Genomic DNA, 24616 nt, shown 5'->3' with positions numbered 1-24616 from the left:
CATTCCGCCCCCGCGCCCCGCGCCCCGCGCCCCGCGCCCCGCGCCCCGCGCCCCGCGCCCCGCGCCCCGCGCCCCGCGCCCCGCGCCCCGCGCCCCGCGCCAAGATCGTCGCAACTTCGGGGATGTTGCTGCCTCAGGCACGCGGGAGGCAGCAACATCCCCGAAGTTGCTGTCTCGAACGCCGGCCCCTGCGCACCGGCGGAGAGGGCGACGGGTGGGACGGGTACGAAGAGAACGCCCGCCGGCATCAGGCCGACGGGCGTTGGGTGGAGAAGCTCCCCCGATTGGACTCGAACCAATAACCTGCCGGTTAACAGCCGGCTGCTCTGCCAATTGAGCTACAGGGGATCGTGCACCGCGCGCCCCCGGATCACCCCGGTGCCGTGCGACGGGAAAAGAATACAGGACATCCCCCGGTTGCGGTCCAGTGGGTTCCGCCGCACCCGCCGATGATCAAGCTGCACAGGTCACGGCCCGCGACGCATTGACAATCGGGGTAAATCGCCATCCCGGCACAAGCATGCTTGAGCGGAGAGCAGGATGGGTAGTTAGCTGCGGACAGAGGACGCAGGCGCGAACAGGTCGCCTTCCGACGGGGCAACTCGCCGGGGCGACGGCGCGTCAGGTACGGAAGGAGCCGCCATGCGCGGAAAGATCATGTTTCTTGGCGGGCTGGCTGCGGGATTCGTCCTGGGCGCCCGTGCCGGCCGGGAAAAGTACGAGGAGCTCGTTGTTCGGGGCCGCAAGGTGCTCGACCACCCGACCGTCCAGGAGGCGGCCGGGGTCGCGCAGGCCCAGGCCAACAAGCTCTACAGCGAGGGCAAGGACAAGCTCGGCCAGACCAGACTGGGCGAGAAGCTGGGCACCGGTAACGGCAGCACCGGCACGCAGGAGCTGACCGCCGCCGACGACGCGTTCGCCGGCACGCCCGCCACCGTGGGCGCCAAGGCGGGCACCAGCACGGTCGGCACGACCTCCGGGTCGCCGTCGTCCACCAACAGCCCCCGCACCAAGCCGTCCGGCTCGGGCACGAACGCCAGCACGCTCTGACCAATCGCACGTCGACGGGCCGGTCGCCGCAGGGCGACCGGCCCGTGGTCTGTCCGAGGTGCGGTCAGTCCTTGCTGCTGAACGCCGCGTCGAAGGCCGCGCTCGGTGCGTCGAAGGCCAGCCGACGGACGAACTGCAAAGCCTCCGGGGCGCCGACCAGCCGGTCCATTCCGGCGTCTTCCCACTCGACCGAGATCGGGCCGGTGTAGCCGATCGCGTTCAGCGCGCGGAAGCAGTCCTCCCAGGGCACGTCGCCGTGCCCGGTGGAGACGAAGTCCCACCCGCGGCGCAGGTCGGCCCAGGGCAGGTGCGAGGCGAGCCGGCCACGCCGGCCGTCGCCGGTGCGCACCTTCGCGTCCTTGCAGTCCACGTGGTAGATCCGGTCGGCGAAGTCGAAGATGAAGTTCACCGGGTCCAGCTCCTGCCAGACGAAGTGCGACGGATCCCAGTTCAGCCCGAACGCGGGCCGGTTGCCGATCGCCTCGAGCGTCCGCTTGGTCGTCCAGTAGTCGTACGCGATCTCGCTGGGGTGGACCTCGTGCGCGAACCGCACCCCGACCTCGTCGAACACGTCGAGGATCGGGTTCCACCGGTCGGCGAAGTCCTGGTAGCCGCGCTCGATCATCGACGGCGGCACCGGCGGGAACATCGCCAGGGTGTGCCAGATCGACGAACCGGTGAAGCCGACGACGGTCTTCACTCCGAGCTTCGCCGCCGCCCGCGCGGTGTCCTTGATCTCCTCGGCGGCCCGCTGACGAACCCCCTCGGGCTCCCCGTCGCCCCAGATCCGGCCCGGCAGGATGTCCTGGTGCCGCTCGTCGATCGGGTGGTCGCAGACCGCCTGACCAACGAGGTGGTTGGAGATCGTGAAGACCTCAAGGTTGTGCTTCGCGAGGGTCTCCCGCTTGCGCTCGACGTACGAGTCGTCGGCGAGCGCCTTGTCGACCTCGAAGTGGTCGCCCCAGCAGGCGATCTCCAGACCGTCGTACCCCCACTCGGAGGCGAGCCGGCAGACCTCCTCGAAAGGTAGGTCGGCCCACTGGCCGGTGAAGAGCGTGATGGGTCGCGCCATTGTTCTTCTCCCCTGTTGTCATGGGGGATTCCAGGTGCGGACCGGGGCGAGGGTGACCGGACGTACGCGGCACCGAGCGGTCACCGGTGGGTGCGGACGCACCTGGCCCGGCGGGTTGCGCCTCCCACCGGGTCACCGGCCACCAGCACGGTCGCCGCCCCCACCCTATTTCCGTGGCACCCGATTGCGAAAGCCCTGCGGGGCGATCATCATTCGGCCAGCTCCTCGGGCGCCGGCAGGGCGGCCCGCACGGTGAAGCCGCCACCGGCGCGCGGGCCAGCGGACAACGTGCCGCCGAGGCGTTCCGCGCGCCTGCGTACCCCGAGCAGACCCCGCCCGGCGTCCTGGCTGTCACCGCCGGACGGCAGGGGGCCGGCGCCCTCGTCGCGGACCTCGATGGTGATGCCCGTGGCGTCGTAGCGCAGGCGGACCGCGACCGGCGCGCCGGGAGCGTGCCGGCCCGCGTTCGTCAACGATTCCTCGATGATCCGGTACGCCACCGCGTCGACCGGTCCCGGCAGCGGCCGGGGTTGACCGGCCAGGCTCCACCGCACCGGCTGACCGGCGGCGAAGCCCTCCACCAGCGCGTCGAGGCGGTTCAGACTGCCCGTCGGATCGAACGGGTCGTCCAACTCCTCCGGGCGCCGAAGCGCACCGCGCAGCCGATGCCCCTGCTCCAGCACCATCCCGCGCCACTGCGCGAACCGCCCCATGCAGGTCAAGGTACGGCAGTCGGCTGTGCGCCGGTCTCCCGCGTCGCCGGAACGCGCGACCCGGTCGGCGCTCTCGACGGGCCGCGTGCGGCCGGCGCGCCGCCGGGCGAGGCACACGGTCGCCGGCCACGAGCGCGCGGACCGACCGGGGGCACACATCGGTGCGAGCGCTATACCTCTGAGTCATAACTATGACCCACAGGTATAGCGCTCGCAGGTGACACCACTCCCGGAGCCTCGCGGCCGGGCCAGAGCCGAGCCGACACGACCGGCCGGGAGGGGCCGACGCCGTGGGCGTCGACCCCTCCCGCTCTAGTCGGTCAGGGCAGGGTCCACTTCTGGTTGGCCGCGCCGAGGCAGGTCCAGAGGTGTACGGCGGTACTGTCCGCCGAGTTGTTTCCGGAGACGTCGAGGCACTTGCCCGACGACGGGTTGCGCAGGCTGCTGTCGGAGGACTGGGCCGCCCAGTTCTGCGCGGCACTGCCGTTGCAGGTCCAGAGCTGGATCTTGGTGCCGTTGGCGGTGGCACCACCGTTGACGTCCAGGCACTTGCCGAGCGCCCTGATGGTCGAGCCGGACACGGTCCAGTTCTGCGCCGAGCCGCCGTTGCAGGTGTAGAGCTGGATCTGGGTGCCGTCGGCGGTGCCGCCGCCGCGCACGTCCAGGCACTTGCCCGCCAGGCCCTTGATCGGGCCGACGCCGGGGGTGCCGCCGCCGCCCTTGACCAGGGTGAAGTCGTCCAGGTCGAAGAGCCCCGTGCCGCTACCGGTGAAGGTGAGGTAGAGGTTCTGGGTGCTGGACGGGACGTTGGAGAGCGTGGTGGTGACGTTGGCGTACGTCGACCAGCTGCCGGTGTTGGGCACCGCGACAGTGCCGAGCACCGGGCCGGTGGCCGAGCCGGTCCGCACCTGGATGGCGCCACCCGCCCCGCCGGAGACGACCCGGGCCATGAACGAGGTGACCCCGGTCAGGTTGACCCCGTTGTACGCGGCCCAGTCACCCGGCTCGATGTAGCCGAGGGTCTGCCCACCGTTGGCGCCCTCCTTGGTGAACGCGGAGACGCCGTTGGCCGAGCTGAACGCCTCGGCCTGGATCGTGCCGGTGGGCGTCGGGGTGGTGCCCAGCTCCTTGATCCGGATGTTGCGGAACGCGACGTCGTCACCGGTGCCGTGGTTCTGGATGCCGATGTGGCCGGCGAGTGAGCGGACCGGGTCGGTGTTGGTGAAGTCGTTGATCTTCACCCCGTTGAGCAGGACCTGCAGCCGCTCGCCCTCGACCAGCAGCTCGTAGGTGTTCCACTCCCCCGGCGCGTTCAGCGCCGCGTCGCGGGCCGCGGTGTCGGCGGCCTTGTACGTGTAGACCGCGCCGGTGGTGCGGTCGACCGCGTCGGTGGCGTCGATCTGGACCTCGTAGCCGTTGTTGATCGCCGACTGCGGGTCACTCGACGGCGGGAAGCCGATGAAGATGCCGGAGTTGTCGTCCCCGGCCATCTTCCAGTCCAGCTTCAGCGAGTAGTTGGTGAACTGCTTGGCGTTGTACCAGAACAACCCCATGCCGCCCACGGAGGTCAGGGTGGCGTCGGAGTTGGCGAAGTTACCCGGGCCGGCCTGCGACCAGCCGGTCGTCGAGCCGTTGTAGAGCGGGGTGTAACCGGTCTCCGGCCGGCAGTCGGCCTTGCTCCGACCGGAGGCGTACCGGATGCCACCGAGCAGGTGCGACCGGAACGCCGGCTCCGCGTACGACGCCTGGGTGTGCCCGGCCCCGGTGTAGAAGGACCGGCCGCCGTTGTAGCTCTTGCACCAGCTCAACGGGTGGTCGGCGCCCATGCCGCCGCCGGAGTACGACGACTCGTCGAGCGTGGCGAGCACGTGGGCGGTCGAGCGGGCGTTGGTGCGGTAGTTGTACCACTCGTCGGTGCGGGTCCAGGTCTGCGGCAGGTGACCGGTCGCGGCGTGCCCCCGGTCCTCCACCTTGACGTTGGCCTGCTGGATCGCCGGGTGCGAGGCGAACCACGCGCCCACCAGATTGCCGTAGAACGGCCAGTCGTACTCGGTGTCGGAGGCCGCGTGCACGCCCACGTAACCGCGGCCGGAGGCGATGTACGACTCGAACGCGGTCTGCTGGCTGGCGTTGAGCACGTCGCCTGTGGTGTTGAGGAAGACGACCGCCTCGTACTGGGCGAGGTTGGAGGTGGTGAACGTGTTCGCGTCCTCCGTGGCGGTGACTGTGAAGTTGTTCGCCGCGCCCAGGTCCCGGATGGTCTGGATGCCGACCGGGATCGCGTCGTGCCGGAAACCGGCGGTCTTGGAGAAGACCAGCACGTCGTACGGGGCGTCGGCGGCGCTGGCCGGGGTGGCCGGGGTGGTGCAGGCGATGACGGCGAGTGCGGCCAGGGCCGCACCGAGGACGGGTCGCAGGCGTCTGCGCATATCGCTCTCCTAACTGCGGTTAGGAAGGGCCCCTCGCCCAACCGTAGGCGATGACGAGGGGCCCCACCACTCAGCTCAGGGCAGGATCCACTTTTGGTTGGCCGCGCCGAGGCAGGTCCACAGGTGGACCGCCGTGCTGTCGGCGGAGCTGTTGCCGGAGACGTCGAGGCACTTACTCGACGCCGCGTTGCGTAGCGTGCCGTCGGCCTGCGCGGCCCAGTTCTGCGCCGCGGTCCCGTTGCAGGTGTAGAGCTGGATCTTGGTGCCGTCGGCGGTGCCGGCGCCGGCGACGTCCAGGCACTTGCCCAACGACTTGATCGTGGAGTTCGGCGTGACCGCCCAGGTCTGGGCCGCGCTGCCGTTGCAGGTGTAGATCTGGATCTGCGTGCCGTCGGCGGTGGAGGCGTTGCGGACGTCCAGGCACTTGCCACCCAGGCCCTTGATCGGCCCACTGCCGCTGGTGGCGGTGCCGGTGACGAACGTGAACGCGTCCAGGTCGTAGAGCGCCCCGGTGCCCGACCCGGCGAAGGTCAGGTACAACGTGGTCGTCCCGGTCGGTGGGCTGGTGATCGTGCCGGTCACGGTGGCGAAGGTTTCCCAGCCGCCGGTCACCGGGACCGTGGCCGAGCCGAGCACCGTGCCGGTGGCCGAGCCGGCCCGGACCTGGAGGGTGCCACCGGCGCCCGCCGAGGAGACCCGGGCGTTGAACGAGGTCACGTTGCCCAGCCGGTACGGCTGGAACGCGATCCAGTCGCCGTTGTTGATGTCACCGACGGTCTTGCCGCCCTCGGCCGTGGCCTTGCTGAACACGTTGACCCCGGACGAGGTGCCGAAGAACTCGGCCTGCCGGTGCCGCGGCGGCAGCGTGTGCTGGGTGTGCGTGGTCAGGCCACCGGCGTCGGTGTACTCGGCGTCGAAGATCGCGAAGATGTTCGCCGCGTCGTCGTGCTCACCGTCGACCGGGATGGTGATCGAGCCGGAGCACCCGGTCTTCGAGGTGATCTGGTGCCCGTGCTGGTCGTGCCCGAGCACGTAGGTCATCTTGACCTTCGTGCAGTCGATCGTGCCGTCCTCCGGGTCGGTGACCGTGATGCTGTAGGGCACCGTGTCGCCGAAGCTGAACAGCTGGCCGTTGCCGGGGTTGTTGATGGTGACCGTCGGCGCGGTGTTGCCGACACTGATCCGTACGCTGCTGCTGCCGGTGGCGCCCTGCGGGTCCCGCACGGTCAGCGTGGCGGTGTAGGTGCCGTTCGTGGAGTACGTCTTCGTCGGGTTGGCGGCGGTCGAGGTGGTCCCGTCACCGAAGGCCCACGAGTACGTCAGCGTGCCGCCCTCGGGGTCGGACGAGCCCGCCGAGGAGAACGTCACCGCGAGCGGTGCCGCACCGGAGGTCCGGTTGGCGTTGGCGACCGCAGTCGGTGCCCGGTTGCCACTGCCGACGTAGTCGAAGCGGTAGAGCGCCGAGTTGGCGTCGCCGTTGAAGTAGCCGGTGCCGTAGTCGAGCACGTAGTAAGCGCCGTCCGGGCCGAACGCCGAGTCCATCACCTGCTTGCCGACCCAGGGGAAGGTGTCGATGGTGCCCCGGGAGCCGTCGGAGTTGACGTGGATCGGCTTGATCCAGCCCCGGCCGAACTCGGTGGCGAAGAACTGCCCGTCGAACGACTGCGGGAACTTGGTGGTGGAGGTCGACGAGGCGTTGTACCGGTAGACCGGGCCACCCATCGGCGACTCGGAGCCGCCGCCGAACTCGGTCGGGGTGCCGGCGTCGCCCGCGTACCGGATCCAGGCGGGCTGGGCCGGCGGCAGGGTGGTCAGGCCGGTGTTGCGGAACGAGTTGTTCGTCGGCCCGCTGGCGCAGTTGTACTTCGCCCCGCTGGCGTTGCTGGCGAAGTCCCACTCGTTGTACGTCTCGGTGGAGGTGTTGGTGCCGGTGCAGTACGGCCAGCCGAAGTTGCCCGGCGCGGCGACCCGGTTGAACTCCACCTGGCCGGACGGCCCGCGGGTGGAGCTGGTGGTGCCGGCGTCCGGCCCGTAGTCACCGACGTAGACGACACCGGTGGCCTTGTCCACGCTGATCCGGAACGGGTTGCGGAACCCCATCGCGTAGATCTCCGGACGGGTCCTGGCCGTGCCGGGCGCGAACAGGTTGCCCGAGGGGATGGAGTACGAGCCGTTGGCGTTCACCTTGATCCGCAGGATCTTGCCGCGCAGGTCGTTGGTGTTGCCGGCGCTGCGCTGCGCGTCGTACCCCGGGTTGCGGTTGGTCCGCTCGTCCAGCGGTGAGTAGCCGGCGGACTCGAACGGGTTGGTGTCGTCACCCGTCGACAGGAAGAGGTTGCCGGCAGCGTCGAAGTCGATGTCCCCACCGACGTGGCAGCACAGCCCACGGTCGGCCGGCACGTCGAGTACGTCGACCTTGCTCGACTGGTTGATCGTGAAGTCGGCGTTGAGGGTGAACCGGGAGAGGCGGTTCACTCCCTGCCAGGCGGAGAAGTCGGTGCCGGTGGCCGGCGCGTCGCCACCGGGGGTGGAGAGCGGCGGTGCGTAGTAGAGGAAGATCTGCCGGTTGCTGGCGAAGTTGGGGTCGACCCCGACGCCCTGCAACCCCTCCTCGTCGTGGTTGTAGACCGACAGGGTGCCGACCACGGAGGTGGTGCCGCTCGCGTCGGTGCGGCGCAGGGTGCCGTTGCGGGCGGTGTGCAGGACCGAGCGGTCCGGCAGCACGGCCAGCGACATCGGCTCGCCCATGTCGGTGACGCCGCGGGCGAGTTCGACCTGCTGGAAGTCGGTGGCGACGATCGTGTGCGCCTGTGCGGGGGGCGAGCCGGCGGCGAGTGCGACAGTGCCGGCGGCGACCGCCAGCAGCAGCGCCGATCCGGCGGAGGACCATCGTCGAGATCGATGGCGTGGAGCGTCCTTGATGGACATGTGTGCTGCCCCTTCCTGACGAGTGACTGCCAGGCGGGCGCGCGCCGTCGCGCCGGATGCCGTAGCGGTGATGGTGGGGGTCGATGGGTTACCGCGCCGCCGGTTCACCTCGACGAAACATTGTCGTGTTGGTCACGACACTAAGTTGCGAGTGTCGATGTGTCCATACCTTCCGGTGGTCCTACGCCAACTTTCGTCGATCCGTTCGAAAGTCGGCGATCGGATGCGGCACGCACCAGCGCTCACCGCCCGATCTCGTTGACAGCCAGATCGAGCCATGCCAGCTTGTGGGTCACGGTTGCGCGGGTACCGATGAGACGGGGATGACCAGTGACACCTGTCAACGGGGGAATCGCATCGGCTGTCGGCCCACCCGGCCGCCGCCGCACCGCCTCGGCACTGCTGGCCGCGAGCGTCCTTCTTCCCCTTGGCGCCTGCGGCACCGATGGGCAGAGCGAAGCCCGGGACGAGCTGAGCGAGCGCATCGACACCGTCGCGGCGGAGACGACCCGTTGGGCTGAGCGCAAAACCGGCGGAGGCCGTCTGCCCGACACCCGCCAGGTCCTGCGACATGTCGTGACGACCGTGGACGCCAACGCCCGCGACCTGGGCACGGAGATCCGGGTCATCGAGCCCGATGGCACCGGCCAGCTCGGTGAGGCACGCGTCGCCCTCGAGGGCAGAAGCTCGGGTTGGCTCTGGCCGCAGGTCGAATCCACTTACGTCTTCTGTGCGCGATTCACCGTGACGCGGCAACCTGGGCGTCCGCGGGACGTGTCGGCCAAGCTCTTCGACTGCCCGCCCGGCGCCGTCCCCTCCGGATGGAACCCGACCGACCCCCCCGGATGGATCCCGACCGACCCCTCCTTGCCGGTTCCCACCGGCTCCCCCTCCTGACCGGCCCCCGACTCTCGATCTTCGTCACGACTGCCGACCGGTCACCTGACTGGCGAGATCCATCAGAGCCACCTGCACCGAAGACGGAATTGGCACAGCCGCGAGCGCATCCGACGCGGCCTGCTTACGTATCCTGATCATCTGCTCGATCCGGTCCCGGGCGCCGGTGGCCTCGATGATCTCGCGCAGCTCGACCGCGCCGTCAGCATCCAACTCGGGGTTGCCGAACAGTTCCCGGAGTCGGGCCATCTGCGACCGGTCGGCGGCACTACGGGCCAACGCCATCATCACGGTCGGCTTGCCCTCACGCAGGTCGTCCAGGACCGACTTGCCGGTGACCGCCGGGTCCCCGAAGACGCCCAGCACGTCGTCGCGGAGTTGGAAGGCGTCACCCAACGGGTCACCGAACTCACCCAGCGCGGCGATCAGCTCCGGCCCCGCGCCGGCCAGGGCCGCCCCGATCTGCAACGGCCGGGTCACCGTGTAGCGGGCCGCCTTCATCCGGATCACGGTGAGCGCGCTGGCCACCGAGCCGTCACCCACACCCGAGACCAGGTCCAGGTACTCCCCCGCGATCACCTCGGTGCGCATCAGCGCGAACACGCCGTACCCGCGGTGCACCTGTTCGGTGCTCAGCCCGCACTCGTGGAACATCTGATCCGACCAGGCCGCACAGAGGTCCCCGCAGAGAAGGGCGGTGTTGCGCCCGTACGCCTCCGGGTCACCGCGCCACGCCGAGCGGGCGTGCAGGTCGGCGAAGAGCCGGTGCACCGACGGCTCGCCCCGGCGGCGGTCGCTGCCGTCCAGGATGTCGTCGTGGATCAGCGCGAAGGCGTGGAACAGCTCCAGCGCGGCGGCGGCCACCACGATCGGGGTGCCGTCGGGTGCCCCCGCGCCGCGCCAGCCCCAGTAGCAGAACAGCGGGCGGATCCGCTTCCCACCGGCCAGCACGAACCGTTGCAGGGCGGTGAACACCCCTCGGGGCGCCCCGTCGGGCCAGTCCGGACCCTGCCGTTCGAGGAACCCGGCCAACTCCGCGTCGAAGCGTGCCCGCAGCCCGCTGGCGTCGGCGGGCGCGACGGCCACCGTCACGACCCCTCCCCCGGCCCGCCGTCACGCAGCCCGGCCAGTTCCAGCAGCAATGCCTTGACCTCGGTCGCGGCGATCTTGTCCCGGGCCGCCGCCGGGTCGGAGCAGAGCAGCACCGGGGCGTCCGCCGGGTCGTCCGGCAGCCGCCCGTGTGAGCCCTTCACCGCCCGCGCGCCGGCGTCCAGGCCGACCGCGCTCATCAGGTACCGCATGCCGAGCTTCTTGCGGGCCAGGGCCACCCCGGCGCGGGCCTTCGCGGCACCGGGGTTGGCCGGGTCGAAGAACAACTCGGCGGGGTCGTAACCCGGCTTCCGATGAATCTCCACGAGCCGGGCGAAGTCCGGCGCTTGGGCGTCGTCCAGCCAGTAGTAGTAGGTGAACCAGGCGTCCGGCTCGGCCACCAGCACCAGTTCACCGGCGCGCGGATGGTCCAGCCCGTGTGCGGCCTTGCCGTCGGCGTCGAGCACCTCGGCCACGCCGGGCAGGCCGGCGCAGAGCTTCGCCACCGCCGGCACGTCCGCCGGGTCCTTGACGTAGACGTGCGCGATCTGATGGTCGGCGACCGCGAACGCCTTCGACGTCCACGGGTCGAGGTACTCCATGCCGGCCTGCGTGTGCACGCGCAGCAGCCCCTCGGAGCGCAGCAACCGGTTGACGTCCACCGGCCGGGACACGTCGGTGATGCCGTACTCGGACAGCACCACCACTGTGGCGTCCCGGGCACGGGCGGCGTCCAGCAGCGGACCGAGCACCGCGTCCAGCTCGGCCGCCGCGGCGGCGGCCTGGGCCGACGACGGGCCGAAGCGTTGCAGGTCGTAGTCCAGGTGCGGGACGTAGACCAGGGTGAGGTCGGGTGACACGTCGGCGAGGATCTGCTCGGCCGCCTGGCAGATCCACCGCGACGACGGCAGCCCGGCCGTCGGCCCCCAGTAGGTGAACAGCGGGAAGGTGCCCAGCCGCCCGGTGAGCGCGTCGTGCAGCTCCGGCGGGTCGGTGTAGCAGTCCGGCTCCTTGCGCCCGTCGGCGTAGTAGACCGGTCGGGGCGTCACCGTCCAGTTGACGTCCGCGCCCATGGCGTACCACCAGCAGACGTTGGCCACGGTGTAGCCGGGCTCGGCCCTGCGGGCCGCCTGCCAGAGCTTCTCCCCGCCGACCAGCGCGTTGTGCTGCCGCCACAGCAGCACCTCGCCCAGCTCCCGGAAATACCACCCGTTGCCGACGATCCCGTGCCCGCTGGGCGGCTCGCCGGTCAGGAAGGTGGACTGCACCGAACAGGTCACGGCGGGCAGCACGGTGCCCAGTTCGGCCCGGAAGCCGCCGTCGGCGACCCCGCGCAGCCGGGGCATGTGCGCCAGTAACCGTGGGGTCAATCCCACCACGTCGAGGACCACAAGTCGCCGGCTCATCGCGTCACCCCCATGCTCACGGTTCGGTCTGCGGTCAGGCCGAGGCCGACCAACTCGTCTCGGGCGAAGGCCAGCTCCGCGGCAATGCCGGCGGCCAGCTCCGCGTCGGTGCCGGGCCGTCGTGCGGCCGGCAGCACCCCCCAGGTGTACGTCTCGACGTCGAGGTGGTCACAGCCCGCGGTCGGCGCGTCGAAGAGCGCTCTCAGGGCCGTGCGGAGCACCGGCAGGGTCGAGCCGAGCGGCTCCTCGGGTGGGGCGTGCAGGGGCACGTGGTAGTGCACCCGCCACGGGCCGGGCAACTCCCGGTCCAGTGCCTCGTCCAGGTCGTCGGCCGCGTACGCCGGGTCGGCCGGGTCGGCCACGCCCGCGCAGCCGGCGCCCCGGGTCTGGTGCAGGAACCGCGGCTCCACCCAGCGGCGCAGCGCGTCGGCCCCGCCGGCCGGGTCGGCCGCCTCGACGGCGGCGGATACCTGCACCTTCACCACCGGCAGCCCCGCCGCCCGCAGACGCTCCAGCGCCTCGGCCGGCTCCTCCCACGCGCAGGCCAGGTGGGCCAGGTCGACGCAGACACCCAACCGCTCGGTGTCCATCCCGGACAGCAGCTCGGCGGCCTGGCCCGTGCTCTCCACCACGCAGCCCGGCTCCGGCTCGAAGGCGACCCGCACCTCGCGGCCGGTGTCGCGCTGCACGGCGGCCAGGCCGGCGGCCAACTGGTCCAGCCGGCCGCGGGCCGTGTCGGCCCGAGCGGTGTCCCAGGGTTGACGCCAGGCCAGTGGCAGCGTGGAGATCGAACCCCGGGCCGCGTCGTCGGGCAGCAGGTCGGCGAGCACCCGGGCCAGGTTCAGGGTGTACGTCAGGCGCTGCTCGGTGGTCCAGTCCGGGTGGTACACGTCCTGCTTGACCACCGGGGCCTGGAAGGCCGCGTACGGGAAGCCGTTGAGGGTGACCACCTCCAGCCCGCGCGCGTCCAGCTCGGTGCGCAACCGGCGGCGCAGCGTCGGGTCGGCGGCCAGCTCGGCGGCGACCGGGGCGGCAAGCCACAGGCCGAGCCCGAGCAGGTCACTGCCGAGCGCCTCGCGCACCGGCACGGCGTAGGTGTCCAGTTGACCGAGGATGCCGGCGAGATCCTCGGCGGGGTGCACGTTCGTGCAGTAACTGAGGTGGACGGTGTCGCCACCAGCGTGTCGCAGCCGCATCAGCTGCCGCCGCGCAGGATCGAGTTGCCCGTCTGCGGGTCCACCTTCTCGGCGACGTCCAGGTCGCTGAGGTCGAGCCGGCCGGACTGCCCGTAGAACTCCACCGGGTTGCGCCACAGCACCGCATCGACCTCGTCGTCGCTGAACCCGGCCAGCAGCATCGCCTCACCGGTGGCCCGGGTCAGCAGCGGGTCGGAGCGTCCCCAGTCGGCCGCCGAGTTGACAAGCATCCGGTCCGTGCCGTACTCGCGCAGCAGCTCGACCATCCGCTGCGGGGTCATCTTGGTGTCCGGGTAGATGGAGAAGCCCAGCCAGCAGCCGCTGTCCCGGACCAGCTTGACGGTCACCTCGTTGAGGTGGTCGACCACCACCCGACCGGGCTCGATGCCGGATTCGGCGACCACGGCGAGGGTCCGTTCGCATCCGCGCGCCTTGTCCCGGTGCGGGGTGTGCACGAGCGCCGGCAGGTCGTACGCCACCGCGAGGGCGAGCTGCGCGGCGAACGCCTCGTCCTCCTCCGGCGTCATCGAGTCGTACCCGATCTCGCCGACCGCCACCACCGCGTCCTTGTCCAGGTAGCGGGGCAGCAGGTCGAGGACCGGACGGCAGCGCGGGTCGTTGGCCTCCTTGGGGTTCAGGGCCACGGTGGCGAAGTGCCGCACCCCGAACTGCCCGGCCCGGAACGGCTCCCAGCCGATCAGCGAGTCGAAGTAGTCGGTGAACGAGGCGGCGCTGGTGCGTGGCTGACCCAGCCAGAACGACGGCTCCACCACGGCGCGTACGCCGGCGGCGGCCATCCGTTCGTAGTCGTCGGTGGTGCGTGAGGTCATGTGGATGTGCGGGTCGAAGATACGCATGTCACGCCTCTCGGGGCAGTGCGGCGGTGAGCCGGTCGAGCAGTTCGGTGGCGTCGGCGGGCAGGTCCCGGCCGGCGGCGTGCCGCTCGGCGGCGAGCGCCGCCAGCATCGCGGCCAACTCCCCGTCGGCGCGGGTCTCCAGGTCGGCGACCACCGCCAACGGCACACCGCTGAACACGCACTTGAGCACGGCCTGGCGCCAGGCGGCCGGGTCGAGGTGCCGGGCGTACGGGCCGAGGGCCGCGCCGACCAGCCGGGTGTCGTTGGTGCGGATCGCGTCGTGCAGCAGCGGCACCCCGGCGGCGCCGATCGGCAGCAACGGCAGGGCCCGCAGCACGGCTCGCCGTTCGGCCGCGTCACCGTGCTGGTAGAGGCTTTCGGCGTACGTCGCGTGGTCGCCGGGCAGGCTGGTGAGCAGCAGCACCCGGGCCGCGTCGTCGGCGGTCCAGCCGGGGGCGTCGGGCAGCGCGGCCCGACCGCAACGCCGTCCGGCGGCGGGGAAGAGCCGGGTGATCGCGGTGGGCTCGGTCGTGACCCGGCGCAGCGCCGTGTCCAGCCAATCGGGATCCGGTACGCCTCGCAGCGCGGCCCGTAGTGAATCCGGTGTCATCCCGTCTCCTCCCTCGTGCTGCTGTGCAGCTCCGCAGGTGTCCGACCGCGTCCTTTGCTCTGCTTCACTCCACGCGACGGTCGGTGTCCGGATCTGTCGCGTCCGTTGATGCAGAGCTGAGGGCCTGGGCAGGCACCTCCTGTCGCCGGCGGTCACCGCCTGTCGAGGTGGCCGCCGCGGCGCGCAGGAAATCGATGGACCGGGCGGCCACGTCCGGTGCGGCGTGCGAGTCGCGGGGCAGCTCGACGGCGACCAGGCCGCGGTAGCCGGCCTCGGCCAGGGCCGCCAGCACGGGCGGAAAGTCGATCTCGCCGACGCCGAACTCCAGGTGCTCGTGCACGCCCCGGCGCATGTCGTCGATCTGCACGTTGACCAGGTGCCCGGCCACCTCCGCGACGCACTGCGGCACGGGCCACGGCTCCAGGCAGCGACAGTGGCCGATGTCGAGGGTGATGCCGAACCGGGCCGGGTCACCGAGGGCCGCGCGCAGCCGACGCCAGTCGGCGATGTCCTGCACCAACATCCCCGGCTCGGGCTCGAAGCCGAGGGTGACGCCGGCGCTGTCGGCCGCGTCGACAACCGTGGCGCAGCCGGCGACCAACCGGTCCCAGGCGCACTGCGGCGACACCGTCTCGGGTCGGACACCGGCCCAGAACGAGACCGCCTCCGCGCCCAGGTCGGCGCCGATCCGGACGGCCCGGCGCAGGAACTCGATCCGCCGGGTCGGGTCGTCGTGCAGCAACGTCGGGGCGTGCTTGTGCCACGGGTCGAGCAGGTACCGGGCCCCGGTCTCGATCACCACCGCCAGACCCAGGTCCTCCAACCGCCGACCGAGGACGGCGACCCGGCGTGCGAGCCCGGGCGCGAACGGGTCCAGGTGGTCGTGGTCGAGGGTGAGTGCCACCCCGTCGTAACCGAGGTCGGCGAGGACGGCGAGCGCGTCGTCGAGTCGGTGGTTGGCGAAGCCGTTCGTGCCGTACCCGAGGCGCAACGTCGTGGCGTCGGCCGTCGGCGGTGCGGGTCGGGGGTGGGGAACGGTCATGTCGGGGAGACTTTCCGGGCCAGGCGTCGACCCAGCGGCGCGGCCGCCGCGACCGCCAACCCGAGCAGGCCGGCGCCGCCGCGCGCGGTGAGCGCTCCCTGCAGGGCGGGCAGTCCGGTGATCCCCGCGCCGACCGCGGCGCGAACCCGCCCGGCCGACGGGTCCCGGATCACCTCGACCTGGGCCGCGCCGTAGCGGGCGGCGTACCACCCGGCCAGCACGGCGGGCAGCACGGCCGCGACCTTTGCCGATCGGGTACGACTCACGCGCGCGCCGGCCTCGTCGGTGGCCCGACCCTGGACGGTGGCACCGCTGCGGTCGGCGGCTCGGGCGGCCTCGCGCCGGGCGTGCGGGATGGCGGCGCTGGCGGCGACGAGCGCGGTGCCCGCGAGGGTACGCATCGGCAGGGCCGCGTCGGCGCCACTGACCTCCCGGCGGGACAGCGCGGTGACCGTCCAGGTGTGCGCGGCGACGGTGACCGCCGCCGGCAACGCCCTGGTCACCCGGCCGCCGGACGCGCCGAGCAGCACATCCAGCCCTCGGCAGGCGGCCATCACGGCCGGCCCGGCGGCGGTGTTCTTGGCCAGCAGGTCGTACCCCCAGATGGTGGCGGCCAGCGGCACGGCGAGCGCGGCGGCGCGGCGACCGCCCGCGGCGGCGGCCAGGCCCACGCCGGCGGCGGTGAGGCCCGCCGCGAGACCGACCGCGGCGGCCGGGGTGATCCGCCCGCTGGGGATCGGCCGCTCGGGCCGCTCCACGGCGTCCAGGCCCCGGTCGGCCCAGTCGTTGGCGGCCATGCCGGCCCAGTAGAGCAGCACCGAAGCGCCGGCCAGGGCGGGGGTACGCGGACCCAACGCGCCGGCTGCCGCCGCTCCGGCGACCACGTCACCGGGAACGGAGAGCGCCGCCGGTGCCCGGACCAGCTCGGCGAGGTCAGCCAGCGTGGTCATCGGCACCGTCCGCGCCGGCGTGCAGAAGCCGCGTGAAGTCGGTCAGCCGGGCCCACTGCTCGCCCAGGGAGTGGCTGGGCGTGCCGAGCGGGTCCTTGAAGAAGAAGCCCAGCTCGGTCAGCGGACCCACGTGCCCGGCGGCGTGCGCGGCGGCGGTGAGTCGGGCCAGGTCGAGCACCAGCGGCGCGGCCAACGCGGAGTCGCAGCCGTGCCAGGTGAACTCCATCCGCATGCCGGTGCCGAGGAAGCCGGCGAAGGTGATCAGATCCCAGGCGGTCTTGAAGTCGCCAAGCTCTTCGACGTACTCGATGCGGGTGCCGCCCTGCGGGACGTAGCCCAGCGTCTCGCCGAGCACCCGCTGCTTGCTCTGCACCTTCGCGGCGTTCGCGGCCGGGTCGGCGAGGGTGGCGCCGTCGCCACCGCCGAGCAGGTTGAACCCGGACCAGGAGCGCACGTCCAGGTTGCGCATCGCGAACATCGGCGCGAGCACCGACTTGACCAGGGTCTCCCCGGTCTTGCCGTCGTGCCCGGCGTACGGCAGGCGAGCCTCGTCGGCCAGCGCGGCGAGCGCGGGCAGCCGCAGCCCGGTGGACGGGGTGAAGTCGACGTACGAGCAGCCGGCCAGCAGTGCCGCGTACGCGTAGAGGGAGCTGGGTGGCAGCACCTCGTCCGGGCCGGTGAGCGCGGCGCGCAGCGCGTCGGGGTCGGCGTGCCCGGGATGCGGTGGCGGGGTGGCTTCGGTGGCGGAGACGTTGACGACCACCACCCGGTCCAGCCCGTGCCGCTCGCGGAAGCTGGTGAGGTCGCGGACCACGGCCTCGGCCCGGTGCGCCTGGGTGTCGCCCACCGGCGCGGGGCGCAGCTCCTGCTCGACCACGCCCAGCTCGTCGCGGAGCGCGGCGACCAACCGCCAGGGGATGACACCGGAGTCGGCCAGCGCCTCGGCGCGCTTGCACAACGGGGTGGTGGCCAGGTCGTGTCCGCCGAAGACCAGATCGGCGAAGGCCGGCAGGGCCGGGCCGCGCAGCTCGGGAAGCTCGGTGACGCAGCCGGTGGGTCCGGCCAGACCGGCTCGAAGCGCGAGCCCTCCGACGATGCTGGTGGTCGCGACTGAACCACGCGCTCCTATCAGCCAGACACCTGTTCGCATGGTGCTCCTTCCCCGTTCTCGAGGAATCGTCGGTACCGCTAAATATAGGGATATCAGAATATTCTTCGGAAAGATATGGGCCGTGGCTGGATGGGCCCCGCCCGCCCGCCCCGCACCGGGACGACACCGGTTTCCGACGTCGGCGTCGGCGGCGACGACGCCGGACCGGTTCCCGGTACGGGTGCGGGCAGACGGGGCTGGTAGGCAGGGTCGGGTCGGCGTCTCGACCCTGCCTCCCCCGCATCCGACCGACCGGGGCGTTGGCAAGCCCCGACCGGGCGTCTCAGGCCGCCGTGCCCACCTGGTGACCGACCGCGGCACGATCCGCCGGAGACCGGCGAGCGGATGCGGTACGGGTGGGGGCAGCAGCGGGCGGTGCCATCAGGTTCTGGATTTCCACAGGTGGTGGCGGTCCTCCGGTGCGGCCGGGGAATCCCGGTCCGGCCGCACCGAACGACCGTCCTGCTCGTGCGCCACCGGGCCGTACGGCCCGGCTGCACGCTCTCCGTTGCCGACCTCGTCCCGACCGCGGGGCGCAATCCGCGGTCGGTCCCTCGCCGGTCGGCTTCGGAAAGCCGGTCGGGCGATGGCGGTGCGAACACCGCCATCGCGGATGGTCAACTGTCAGGCGGCGGCTGTGACCAGCGCCGTTTCCACCTCGGTCCAGGAGGAGCCGAGCTCCGCCGAGCGGGTCACCGCGTCCAGCACCAACTGGACCTGCAACGCGTCGGCGAAGGAGGGAGTCGGATCGACACCGGTGGCGACCGCCTCGATGAAGTCGCGCATCTCGTGGGTGAACGAGTGCTCGTAGCCGATGATGTGGCCCGGAGGCCACCACGCCGACATGTACGGGTGGTCGCCCTCGGTCACCAGGATGCGGTTGAAGCCCTGTTCCACGGTGGGCCGGGTGGCGTCGTAGAACTCCAGCTCGTTGAGCCGCTCCAGATCGAAGACCACGCTGCCCAGCGAGCCGTTGATCTCGACGCGCAGCGAGTTCTTGCGACCGGTGGCGAACCGGCTCGCCTCGTACGTGGCCAGGGCGCCACCGTCGAGCCGGGCCACGAAGACCGCGGCGTCGTCGACGGTGACCGGCCCGGTGGGCGCCGAACCGCCGTCCACGGTGGCCGCGAGCCCGCTCGACTCGGCCGGCAACGGCCGCTCCTTGACGAAGGTCTCGGTGACCGCGCTGACCCCGCTGATCCGCTGACCGGTGACGAACTGGGTCAGATCGATGATGTGCGCACCGATGTCACCGAGCGCGCCGGAGCCCGCCCTGTCCTTCTGCAACCGCCAGACCAGCGGGAACTGCGGGTCCACGATCCAGTCCTGCAGGTACGTCGCACGGACGTGTCGAATCACCCCGAGTCGTCCGTCGGCGACCATCTGACGCATCATCGTGACCGCGGGGACCCGGCGGTAGTTGAACCCGCACATCGATCGCACTCCGGAGGCCCGGGCCGCGTCCGCCGCAGCGGTCATCGCCCGTGCCTCCGCCACCGTGTTGGCCAACGGCTTCTCGCACAGGACGTGCTTGCCGGCGGCCAGTGCGGCGAGGGCGATCTCGGCGTGACTGTCACCCGGTGTGCAGATGTCGACGACGTCGATGTCGTCCCGGCTGATCAGGTCACGCCAGTCCGTGGTGGACGCCTCCCAGCCGAGACGATCGGCGGCCTCTGCCACCTTCGTTGTGTCTCGACCGCAGATCAGCGCCATCCGGGCCCGCGCCGGCAGGTCGAAGACGCGGTTCACGGTGCGCCACGCCTGTGAGTGCGCGGCGCCCATGAACGCGTAGCCGACCATGCCGACCCGCAGTTCTTTGTCTGTCGTGGACAAGGTGGGTCTCCCCCCGTATGTCAGAACCCGAGCTTGTCGTAGCTGCTCGCGTTCTCCTTGGTGATCGTTTCCGAGGCCAGGGTCACTTCCTTGGGCACCTGCAGCTCCGTCAGGTCGCCCAGGCCCCGACCCTGCGCGACGAGCCGCGCGAGCGAGATGGCCGAGGACGCCATCGACGGGTTGTAGGTGACCGTCGCCTTGAGCACCGTGTTGTCGGCCTTGATCGCGTCGATCGCGAGCTTGGAGCCCGCGCCGCCGACCATGAAGAACTCCGAACGGTTGGCCTGCTTGATGGCCGCGAGCACACCGATGCCCTGGTCGTCGTCGTGGTTCCAGATCGCGTCGATCTTCGGCAGCGCCTGGAGCAGCTGGGACGCCTCGCGCTGGCCGCTGTCCGAGGTGAACTCGGCCGAACGGCGGTTCTTCACACTGAACCCGTAGGTCGCCAGGGCAGCCTTGAAGCCGTTGCTGCGCTCGACGGTCAGCGGGATCTCCAGGCCGGCGATCTCACCGATGATCGGGTTGGTGACGCCCTTGTCCTTGAGCATCTTGCCGATGAAGTGCCCGGCCGACACGCCCATGCCGTAGTTGTCGCCCTTGATCACCAGCCGGGAGGCCAGCGCGTCGGGGAACGCCCGGTCGAGGTTGACGATCGGGATGCCCGCCTGCATCGCCTGGAGGGCAACGGCGTTGACCTCCTTGCCGTCGTGCGGCAGCACGACGATGATGTCCGGCTTCTGGGCGATCAGCGTGCCGAGCGTGGAGCGCTGGGCCTCCGAGTTCGAGCCGCCGTCGACCTCCTTGAACTCCACGTCGGAGTACGCGGCGGCCTGCGCCTTGGCGTTGGCGTGGATCGCGCCCATCCAACCGTGGTCGGCGGCCGGGGCGGAGAAGCCGATGACGACCTTCTTGCCCGGGGCGTTGTTGCCTTCGGCGTTGCCGGCGGCCTTGGTCTGGGTGCTGGCCGCCGGGGTCTCGTTGCTGGTGCAGGCGGTCAACAGGGTGGCGGCGCCAACTGCGGCTCCACCGAAGAGCATCCGGCGGCGCGACACGTCGCGACTGTGCTGGGTCATGAACGACCTCCTGGGAGCGGGATTTGAGTGAGTAAGGGTGTGCGGGGCCCGGCCGGTGTCGAATCTCTCGACCTGGCCAGGGACATCGGTGCGGTGCGTCAGGTTGCGGTGGTGACCCTGTTCCGCGCGAAGAGCCGAGTGACTGACTTGAACTGGAACTGCTGGATCAGGACGGCGGCGACGATGATGCCGCCCTTGACCATGTTCTGCGCCTCGATGGAGAGGCCGTTGATGGCGAAGAGGTTGGTGATCGTGGCGAAGATGATGACGCCGAGCAGCGAGCCGACGATCGTGCCCCGGCCACCGCTGAGCAACGTCCCGCCGATGATCGCCGCAGCGATCGCGTCCAACTCGTACAGGTTGGCCATCGCCGCCTGCGCCGAGGTGGCCTGCGAGGTGAGCATGATCGCCGCGATGCCGCAGCAGAGACCGGAGAGCGCGTAGAGCAGCATGGTGTGCCGCCGGACGTTGATGCCGGCCAACCGGGCCGCTTCCGGGTTACCGCCGACGGCGATGGTCCGCCGGCCGAAGGTCGTGCGGTTGAGCAGGATCCAGCCGGCCACCACCACCGCACCCAGGATGTAGACGAGGATCGGGATGCCGATGATCTTGCGGGCCGCGATGTCGTTGATGACGGTGCTGGTCGAGACCTGGGTCTGCTTGTTGGAGATCGACGCCGCGAGACCGCGGGCCGCCACCAGCATCGCGAGCGTCGCGATGAAGGGGACCAGCTTCCCGTACGAGATGAGCACACCGTTGACCAGGCCGACGCAGATGCCGACCACGAGGGCGGTGAAGATCATGCCGCCAGCGCCGTAGCTCTGGGTGGCCACCGTGGTGCACCAGACCCCGGCCAGCGCGACGATCGCACCGACCGACAGGTCGATACCACCGCCGATGATCACGAAGGTCATCCCGACCGTGACCACGCCGACGACCGAGGCGAGTTGCAGGATCGCCAGGACGTTGTTCCAGACCCAGTTCGGGTCGCCATAGAGCTCGGGCTGGGTGATCGCGCCGACGATGATGAGTGCGGCAAGCACCCCGATCAGACCGAGGTTGCGCTTCGCGCCGTCACCACCGTCGCCGCGCCACCAGGACAGTCGGCCCGCGGACCCTGCCTTCTTGCTGGCCACCGCCGTCTCCACCGGGTCCACCGGCGGCGACTGGGCCGGAAGCTGCGGGCGCTCCGGTGTCGCGGTGGGAGTGGGAGTCGCGTCGCTCATGCCGGTGCGCCTTCCATCAAGGACCCCGCCATCACGAGGTCGAGCACAGTGTTCTCGTCGAGTTCGCCGGCCGCTGCTTCACGCACGACCCGCCCTTCCCGCATCACCAGCACCCGGTCGGCCAGACCCAGCACCTCGGGCACCTCGCTGGAGACCAGCAGCACCCCGACGCCCTGCGCGGCCAAACCCCGGATGACCTGGTAGAGCTCAGCCCGAGCGCCCACGTCCACGCCCCGGGTGGGCTCGTCGAGCAGCAACAGCTTGGTGCCGCCGAGCAGCCACCGCCCGACCACCACCTTCTGCTGGTTGCCGCCGGACAGCGTGCGTACCGGCCGGTCGACGTCCCGGGGCCGTAGCTCCAGGCTCTCCGCGATCCGGTCCGCCTCGGCGCGCTCCTTGGCGGCGTTGGTGAAGCCGAGCCGCGCGTACCGGCCGAAGGTGGCCAGCGTGACGTTGCGGTAGATCGGTTCGCCGAGCAGCAGCGCCTGACTCTTGCGTTCCTCCGGGGCCATCCCCATGCCGGCCCGCACGGCGGCGCCGACGCCGGGGCGCAGCACCTTGCCGTTCATCCGGACCGAGCCGGCCTCCGCGAGACGGGCGCCGTAGATGGTCTCCAGCAGTTCGGAGCGGCCGGAGCCGACCAGCCCCGCGATGCCGACGATCTCACCGGAACGCACGTTCAACGAGACGTCGGAGAACTCGCCGGCGCGGGTCAAGCCCTCCACCTGGAGCAGGTCGGCGCCGGCCGGGTCCTCGGCCGGACGGTCCGGGAAGACGTACTCGATGGTGCGGCCGGTCATCCGGCTGACCAGGTCGCGGGTCGGGGTCTCACGCGCCGGCAGGTTCGCCGCGGTGGTCCGACCGTCCTTGAGTACGGTGACCCGGTCACCGATCTCGCGGATCTCCTCCATGCGGTGGGAGATGTAGATGACGGCGATGCCCTGCGCGGTCAGCTCGCGGATGATCCGGAACAGGTTGCCGACCTCGTCATGGGCCAGCACCGCGCTCGGCTCGTCCATGATGATCAGTCGGGCCTCGTGCGAGAGCGCGCGGGCCATGCTGACGATCTGCTTGCCGGCGGCCGGCAGCGACCGGACCATCCGGCCGGGCGGGATCTCACCGTGGCCGAGCCGGCTGAGGATCTGCCGGGTGTGCCGGGCCATCCGGCCGCGCCGGACGAAGCCGAAGCTGCGGTACTCGTGCCCGAGGAAGGCATTCTCCGCCACCGACAGGTCCTCGACGAGGTCGAGCTCCTGGTAGATGGTGGCGATGCCGGCCTTCATCGCGGCCTGCGGGTTGGTGAACGTGGCCGGCTCCCCGCGCCACTCCACCTGCCCGGAATCCGGTTGGTGCACGCCGGAGAGCACCTTGATCAGGGTCGACTTGCCAGCGCCGTTCTGCCCGAGCAGGCAGTGCACCTCGCCGGCACGCACCTCAAGCTGCACACCGTCGAGTGCGCGTACGCCGGGGAACGTCTTGACGACATCGGTGAGGCGCAGGACCACCTCGCCCGCGACGGTGTCGGCGGGAGCCTCGACCAGCGGTGCCTCGGCGACGGCCTCGGCCGACGCGGTGGCGGGGTCATCCTCGGGCAGAGCCACAGTCTCCTCCTCGCTCACGACAGGATTTCGGTCAGGGTTCACAGGGCGGGCCTCTGTTCGCGACTGCGGGCTCGCAAACCCGGCTCACTCCTCGCGCTCACGATGCTTCCGCGAAGGCGACATCGCCGGCGAGCACCGCCGCGCCGGTGACACCGGCACGTCCACCCAGCTCGGACAGCACGACCGGCAGGTTGCCGGTGGCCAGCGGAAGCGACCGGCGGTAGACCACACTGCGGATCTCGGCGAGCAGGATGTGCCCCAGTTGGGCCAGCCCGCCGCCGATCACGATCATTGAAGGGTTGGTGAAGCTGACCAGGCCGGCGAGCACCCCACCGACCCGCCGTCCGCCGTCCCGGATGAGCTGGATGCAGGTCACGTCGCCCTCGACGGCGCCCTCGGCGACGTCCAGCGCGGTCACCATCCCCCGCAGGGCCAGCCGCTCGGCCAGCGCCGGCGACGTCCCACTGCGGGCGGCGGTCGCGGCGTCCTTGGCCAGCGCGGCGCCGCTGAACAGCGCCTCCAGGCAGCCGACGTTGCCGCAGGAGCACATCGGACCGTGCGAGTCGACCTGGATGTGGCCGATGTCGCCGGCGCAGCCGTCAGTACCCCGGTAGACCTCGCCGGCGAGGTAGATGCCGCACCCGATGCCGGTACCGATCTTGATGAACAGGAAGTCGTCCACCGAGTGGGCGACCCCGCCGTGCCGCTCACCGATCGCCATGATGTTGACGTCGTTGTCGACCACCGCCGGGCAACCGTGCTCCCGGCTGAGCAACTCGCGCACCGGATACCGGTCCCAGCCGGGCATGATCGGCGGCGAGACCGGAACGCCGTCGCGGAAGCTGACCGGACCGGGAACCCCGATGCCCACCGCGTCCAACCGCTCGTACGCGCCGTCGACCCGGGCCTTGTGCAGCAGCTCGTTGACCCGTTGCAGGGTCACCTTCGGTCCGTTGCGGATGTCGGCCGGCTCGGCGTACTGGGCGACCGGTTCGAGGCGGCCGTTGACCACCTCGATGTCCATCGAGCTGGCACCGAGGTCGACCGCTGCGAAGCGCAGCTTCGGGTTCAACTCGACCAGGGTGGAGCGTCGTCCACCCCGGGAGGCGGCGAGCCCCGCCTCGGCGACGTAACCCAGCGCGACCAGGCGATCCAGCTCGGCCAGCATGCGCGGGCGCGGCATCTGGAGTCGGTCGCCCAACTCGGCGCGGGAGACGGCCCCCTCGTCGCGGAGCAACCGCAACAGTCGTACGTGCAGGGGGTCGACGGTCCGCACCGGGGGGTCACCTCTTCATTGGCATCGTTCACATCGACGCAATGTCGAAGTGTTGTGTCCGACACAGTAGGAGCGCTCTGCACCGCGTGTCCAGAGCTTCAACCGTTCCGAGATGAACTTTTGTCCGAAAGAACAAAAGCTACTAGTCGATCAAGAAAAGGATCACGGGGCGCCCGCGCCCACTCGCCCGCAGTTGCATCGACACACACCAAAACGCC

The 24616-nt window shown here is 71.0% G+C and carries 19 protein-coding genes and 1 tRNA gene; 2 read left to right on the top strand and 18 right to left on the bottom strand.

Annotated elements, in window-relative coordinates; translation table 11 throughout:
- Positions 1 to 275 precede the first annotated feature (275 nt).
- Positions 276 to 348 (bottom strand) — tRNA-Asn (locus AB0C25_RS24560).
- 294 nt (positions 349 to 642) lie between these two features.
- Here AB0C25_RS24560 and AB0C25_RS24555 point away from each other — a divergent pair.
- Positions 643 to 1050 carry a hypothetical protein gene (locus tag AB0C25_RS24555; RefSeq protein ID WP_357376578.1) on the top strand — a complete coding sequence of 136 codons (408 nt, stop codon included), beginning with the start codon at positions 643 to 645 and terminating at the stop codon, positions 1048 to 1050.
- 64 nt (positions 1051 to 1114) lie between these two features.
- Here the strand turns inward: AB0C25_RS24555 and AB0C25_RS24550 are convergent, their stop codons facing one another.
- The 4 genes from AB0C25_RS24550 to AB0C25_RS24535 all read right to left on the bottom strand — a co-directional run bounded on the left by AB0C25_RS24550 (position 1115) and on the right by AB0C25_RS24535 (position 8192).
- Complete coding sequence (locus tag AB0C25_RS24550) at positions 1115 to 2122, bottom strand: sugar phosphate isomerase/epimerase family protein (RefSeq protein ID WP_030488695.1); 1008 nt, start codon at positions 2120 to 2122, stop codon at positions 1115 to 1117.
- Positions 2123 to 2331: 209 nt separating this feature from the next.
- Positions 2332 to 2835 carry an ATP-binding protein gene (locus tag AB0C25_RS24545; RefSeq protein ID WP_357376577.1) on the bottom strand — a complete coding sequence of 168 codons (504 nt, stop codon included), beginning with the start codon at positions 2833 to 2835 and terminating at the stop codon, positions 2332 to 2334.
- Positions 2836 to 3155: 320 nt separating this feature from the next.
- The gene (locus AB0C25_RS24540; RefSeq protein WP_357376576.1) at positions 3156 to 5264 is read right to left on the bottom strand and encodes a ThuA domain-containing protein; all 2109 of its coding nucleotides are present in this window, start codon (positions 5262 to 5264) and stop codon (positions 3156 to 3158) included.
- 75 nt (positions 5265 to 5339) lie between these two features.
- Positions 5340 to 8192 (bottom strand): PQQ-dependent sugar dehydrogenase, encoded by a 2853-nt coding sequence (locus AB0C25_RS24535; RefSeq protein ID WP_357376575.1) that lies wholly within the window; start codon positions 8190 to 8192, stop codon positions 5340 to 5342.
- Positions 8193 to 8522: 330 nt separating this feature from the next.
- Between AB0C25_RS24535 and AB0C25_RS24530 the strand changes: the two genes are divergently transcribed.
- A complete protein-coding gene (locus tag AB0C25_RS24530) occupies positions 8523 to 9089 on the top strand; it encodes a hypothetical protein (protein WP_357376574.1) in 567 nt (188 codons plus the stop codon).
- A 24-nt stretch (positions 9090 to 9113) separates the two neighbouring features.
- On the opposite strand, the gene AB0C25_RS24525 is transcribed toward AB0C25_RS24530, so the two are convergent.
- The 13 genes from AB0C25_RS24525 to AB0C25_RS24465 all read right to left on the bottom strand — a co-directional run bounded on the left by AB0C25_RS24525 (position 9114) and on the right by AB0C25_RS24465 (position 24398).
- Entirely contained in the window at positions 9114 to 10181 is a 1068-nt protein-coding gene (locus AB0C25_RS24525) for a polyprenyl synthetase family protein (RefSeq protein WP_357376573.1), read from the bottom strand.
- A complete protein-coding gene (locus AB0C25_RS24520; protein WP_357376572.1) occupies positions 10178 to 11584 on the bottom strand; it encodes a nucleotide pyrophosphatase/phosphodiesterase family protein in 1407 nt (468 codons plus the stop codon). Before AB0C25_RS24520 ends, AB0C25_RS24525 begins: the two co-directional genes overlap by 4 nt.
- Positions 11581 to 12780: a metabolite traffic protein EboE gene (gene eboE / locus AB0C25_RS24515; protein WP_357376571.1), complete on the bottom strand. Its 1200-nt coding sequence runs from the start codon at positions 12778 to 12780 to the stop codon at positions 11581 to 11583. The genes AB0C25_RS24520 and eboE overlap by 4 nt, the downstream gene beginning before the upstream one ends.
- A complete protein-coding gene (locus AB0C25_RS24510; protein WP_357244680.1) occupies positions 12780 to 13637 on the bottom strand; it encodes a TatD family hydrolase in 858 nt (285 codons plus the stop codon). The genes eboE and AB0C25_RS24510 overlap by 1 nt, the downstream gene beginning before the upstream one ends.
- A gap of 1 nt (position 13638) precedes the next feature.
- On the bottom strand, positions 13639 to 14247 hold the full coding sequence (locus AB0C25_RS24505; RefSeq protein WP_357376570.1) for an EboA domain-containing protein: 609 nt from the start codon (positions 14245 to 14247) through the stop codon (positions 13639 to 13641).
- A gap of 64 nt (positions 14248 to 14311) precedes the next feature.
- The gene (locus AB0C25_RS24500) at positions 14312 to 15289 is read right to left on the bottom strand and encodes a sugar phosphate isomerase/epimerase family protein (protein ID WP_357376569.1); all 978 of its coding nucleotides are present in this window, start codon (positions 15287 to 15289) and stop codon (positions 14312 to 14314) included.
- A complete protein-coding gene (locus tag AB0C25_RS24495) occupies positions 15286 to 16239 on the bottom strand; it encodes an SCO3242 family prenyltransferase (protein WP_357376568.1) in 954 nt (317 codons plus the stop codon). Before AB0C25_RS24495 ends, AB0C25_RS24500 begins: the two co-directional genes overlap by 4 nt.
- The gene (locus AB0C25_RS24490; protein ID WP_357376567.1) at positions 16223 to 17389 is read right to left on the bottom strand and encodes an inositol-3-phosphate synthase; all 1167 of its coding nucleotides are present in this window, start codon (positions 17387 to 17389) and stop codon (positions 16223 to 16225) included. The genes AB0C25_RS24495 and AB0C25_RS24490 overlap by 17 nt, the downstream gene beginning before the upstream one ends.
- Before the next feature lie 624 nt (positions 17390 to 18013).
- Positions 18014 to 19222 carry a Gfo/Idh/MocA family oxidoreductase gene (locus AB0C25_RS24485; protein ID WP_357376566.1) on the bottom strand — a complete coding sequence of 403 codons (1209 nt, stop codon included), beginning with the start codon at positions 19220 to 19222 and terminating at the stop codon, positions 18014 to 18016.
- A gap of 20 nt (positions 19223 to 19242) precedes the next feature.
- Positions 19243 to 20295, bottom strand: coding sequence for a substrate-binding domain-containing protein (locus tag AB0C25_RS24480; RefSeq protein ID WP_357376565.1), 1053 nt, complete (start codon positions 20293 to 20295; stop codon positions 19243 to 19245).
- A gap of 98 nt (positions 20296 to 20393) precedes the next feature.
- The gene (locus tag AB0C25_RS24475; protein ID WP_357376564.1) at positions 20394 to 21521 is read right to left on the bottom strand and encodes an ABC transporter permease; all 1128 of its coding nucleotides are present in this window, start codon (positions 21519 to 21521) and stop codon (positions 20394 to 20396) included.
- On the bottom strand, positions 21518 to 23026 hold the full coding sequence (locus tag AB0C25_RS24470) for a sugar ABC transporter ATP-binding protein (protein WP_357376684.1): 1509 nt from the start codon (positions 23024 to 23026) through the stop codon (positions 21518 to 21520). Before AB0C25_RS24470 ends, AB0C25_RS24475 begins: the two co-directional genes overlap by 4 nt.
- Before the next feature lie 193 nt (positions 23027 to 23219).
- Positions 23220 to 24398 carry an ROK family protein gene (locus tag AB0C25_RS24465; RefSeq protein WP_357376563.1) on the bottom strand — a complete coding sequence of 393 codons (1179 nt, stop codon included), beginning with the start codon at positions 24396 to 24398 and terminating at the stop codon, positions 23220 to 23222.
- Positions 24399 to 24616 lie beyond the last annotated feature (218 nt).

It is taken from the genome of Micromonospora sp. NPDC048839 (assembly GCF_040649915.1).
Classification (GTDB): Bacteria; Actinomycetota; Actinomycetes; order Mycobacteriales; family Micromonosporaceae; genus Micromonospora.
Note: the sequence above shows the minus strand (reverse complement) of the source record. Positions and strands in the feature narration are given on the sequence as shown.

What these genes read in the sequence shown, in the direction of transcription:
- AB0C25_RS24495 (WP_357376568.1), bottom strand. Translation starts at nt 16,239, where the DNA reads ATGACCACGCTGGCTGACCTCGCCGAGCTGGTCCGGGCACCGGCGGCG.
- AB0C25_RS24520 (WP_357376572.1), bottom strand. Translation starts at nt 11,584, where the DNA reads ATGAGCCGGCGACTTGTGGTCCTCGACGTGGTGGGATTGACCCCACGG.
- AB0C25_RS24480 (WP_357376565.1), bottom strand. Translation starts at nt 20,295, where the DNA reads ATGACCCAGCACAGTCGCGACGTGTCGCGCCGCCGGATGCTCTTCGGT.
- AB0C25_RS24550 (WP_030488695.1), bottom strand. Translation starts at nt 2,122, where the DNA reads ATGGCGCGACCCATCACGCTCTTCACCGGCCAGTGGGCCGACCTACCT.
- AB0C25_RS24510 (WP_357244680.1), bottom strand. Translation starts at nt 13,637, where the DNA reads ATGCGTATCTTCGACCCGCACATCCACATGACCTCACGCACCACCGAC.
- AB0C25_RS24545 (WP_357376577.1), bottom strand. Translation starts at nt 2,835, where the DNA reads ATGGGGCGGTTCGCGCAGTGGCGCGGGATGGTGCTGGAGCAGGGGCAT.
- AB0C25_RS24490 (WP_357376567.1), bottom strand. Translation starts at nt 17,389, where the DNA reads ATGCGAACAGGTGTCTGGCTGATAGGAGCGCGTGGTTCAGTCGCGACC.
- AB0C25_RS24500 (WP_357376569.1), bottom strand. Translation starts at nt 15,289, where the DNA reads ATGACCGTTCCCCACCCCCGACCCGCACCGCCGACGGCCGACGCCACG.
- AB0C25_RS24505 (WP_357376570.1), bottom strand. Translation starts at nt 14,247, where the DNA reads ATGACACCGGATTCACTACGGGCCGCGCTGCGAGGCGTACCGGATCCC.
- eboE (WP_357376571.1), bottom strand. Translation starts at nt 12,780, where the DNA reads ATGCGGCTGCGACACGCTGGTGGCGACACCGTCCACCTCAGTTACTGC.
- AB0C25_RS24540 (WP_357376576.1), bottom strand. Translation starts at nt 5,264, where the DNA reads ATGCGCAGACGCCTGCGACCCGTCCTCGGTGCGGCCCTGGCCGCACTC.
- AB0C25_RS24475 (WP_357376564.1), bottom strand. Translation starts at nt 21,521, where the DNA reads ATGAGCGACGCGACTCCCACTCCCACCGCGACACCGGAGCGCCCGCAG.
- AB0C25_RS24555 (WP_357376578.1), top strand. Translation starts at nt 643, where the DNA reads ATGCGCGGAAAGATCATGTTTCTTGGCGGGCTGGCTGCGGGATTCGTC.
- AB0C25_RS24535 (WP_357376575.1), bottom strand. Translation starts at nt 8,192, where the DNA reads ATGTCCATCAAGGACGCTCCACGCCATCGATCTCGACGATGGTCCTCC.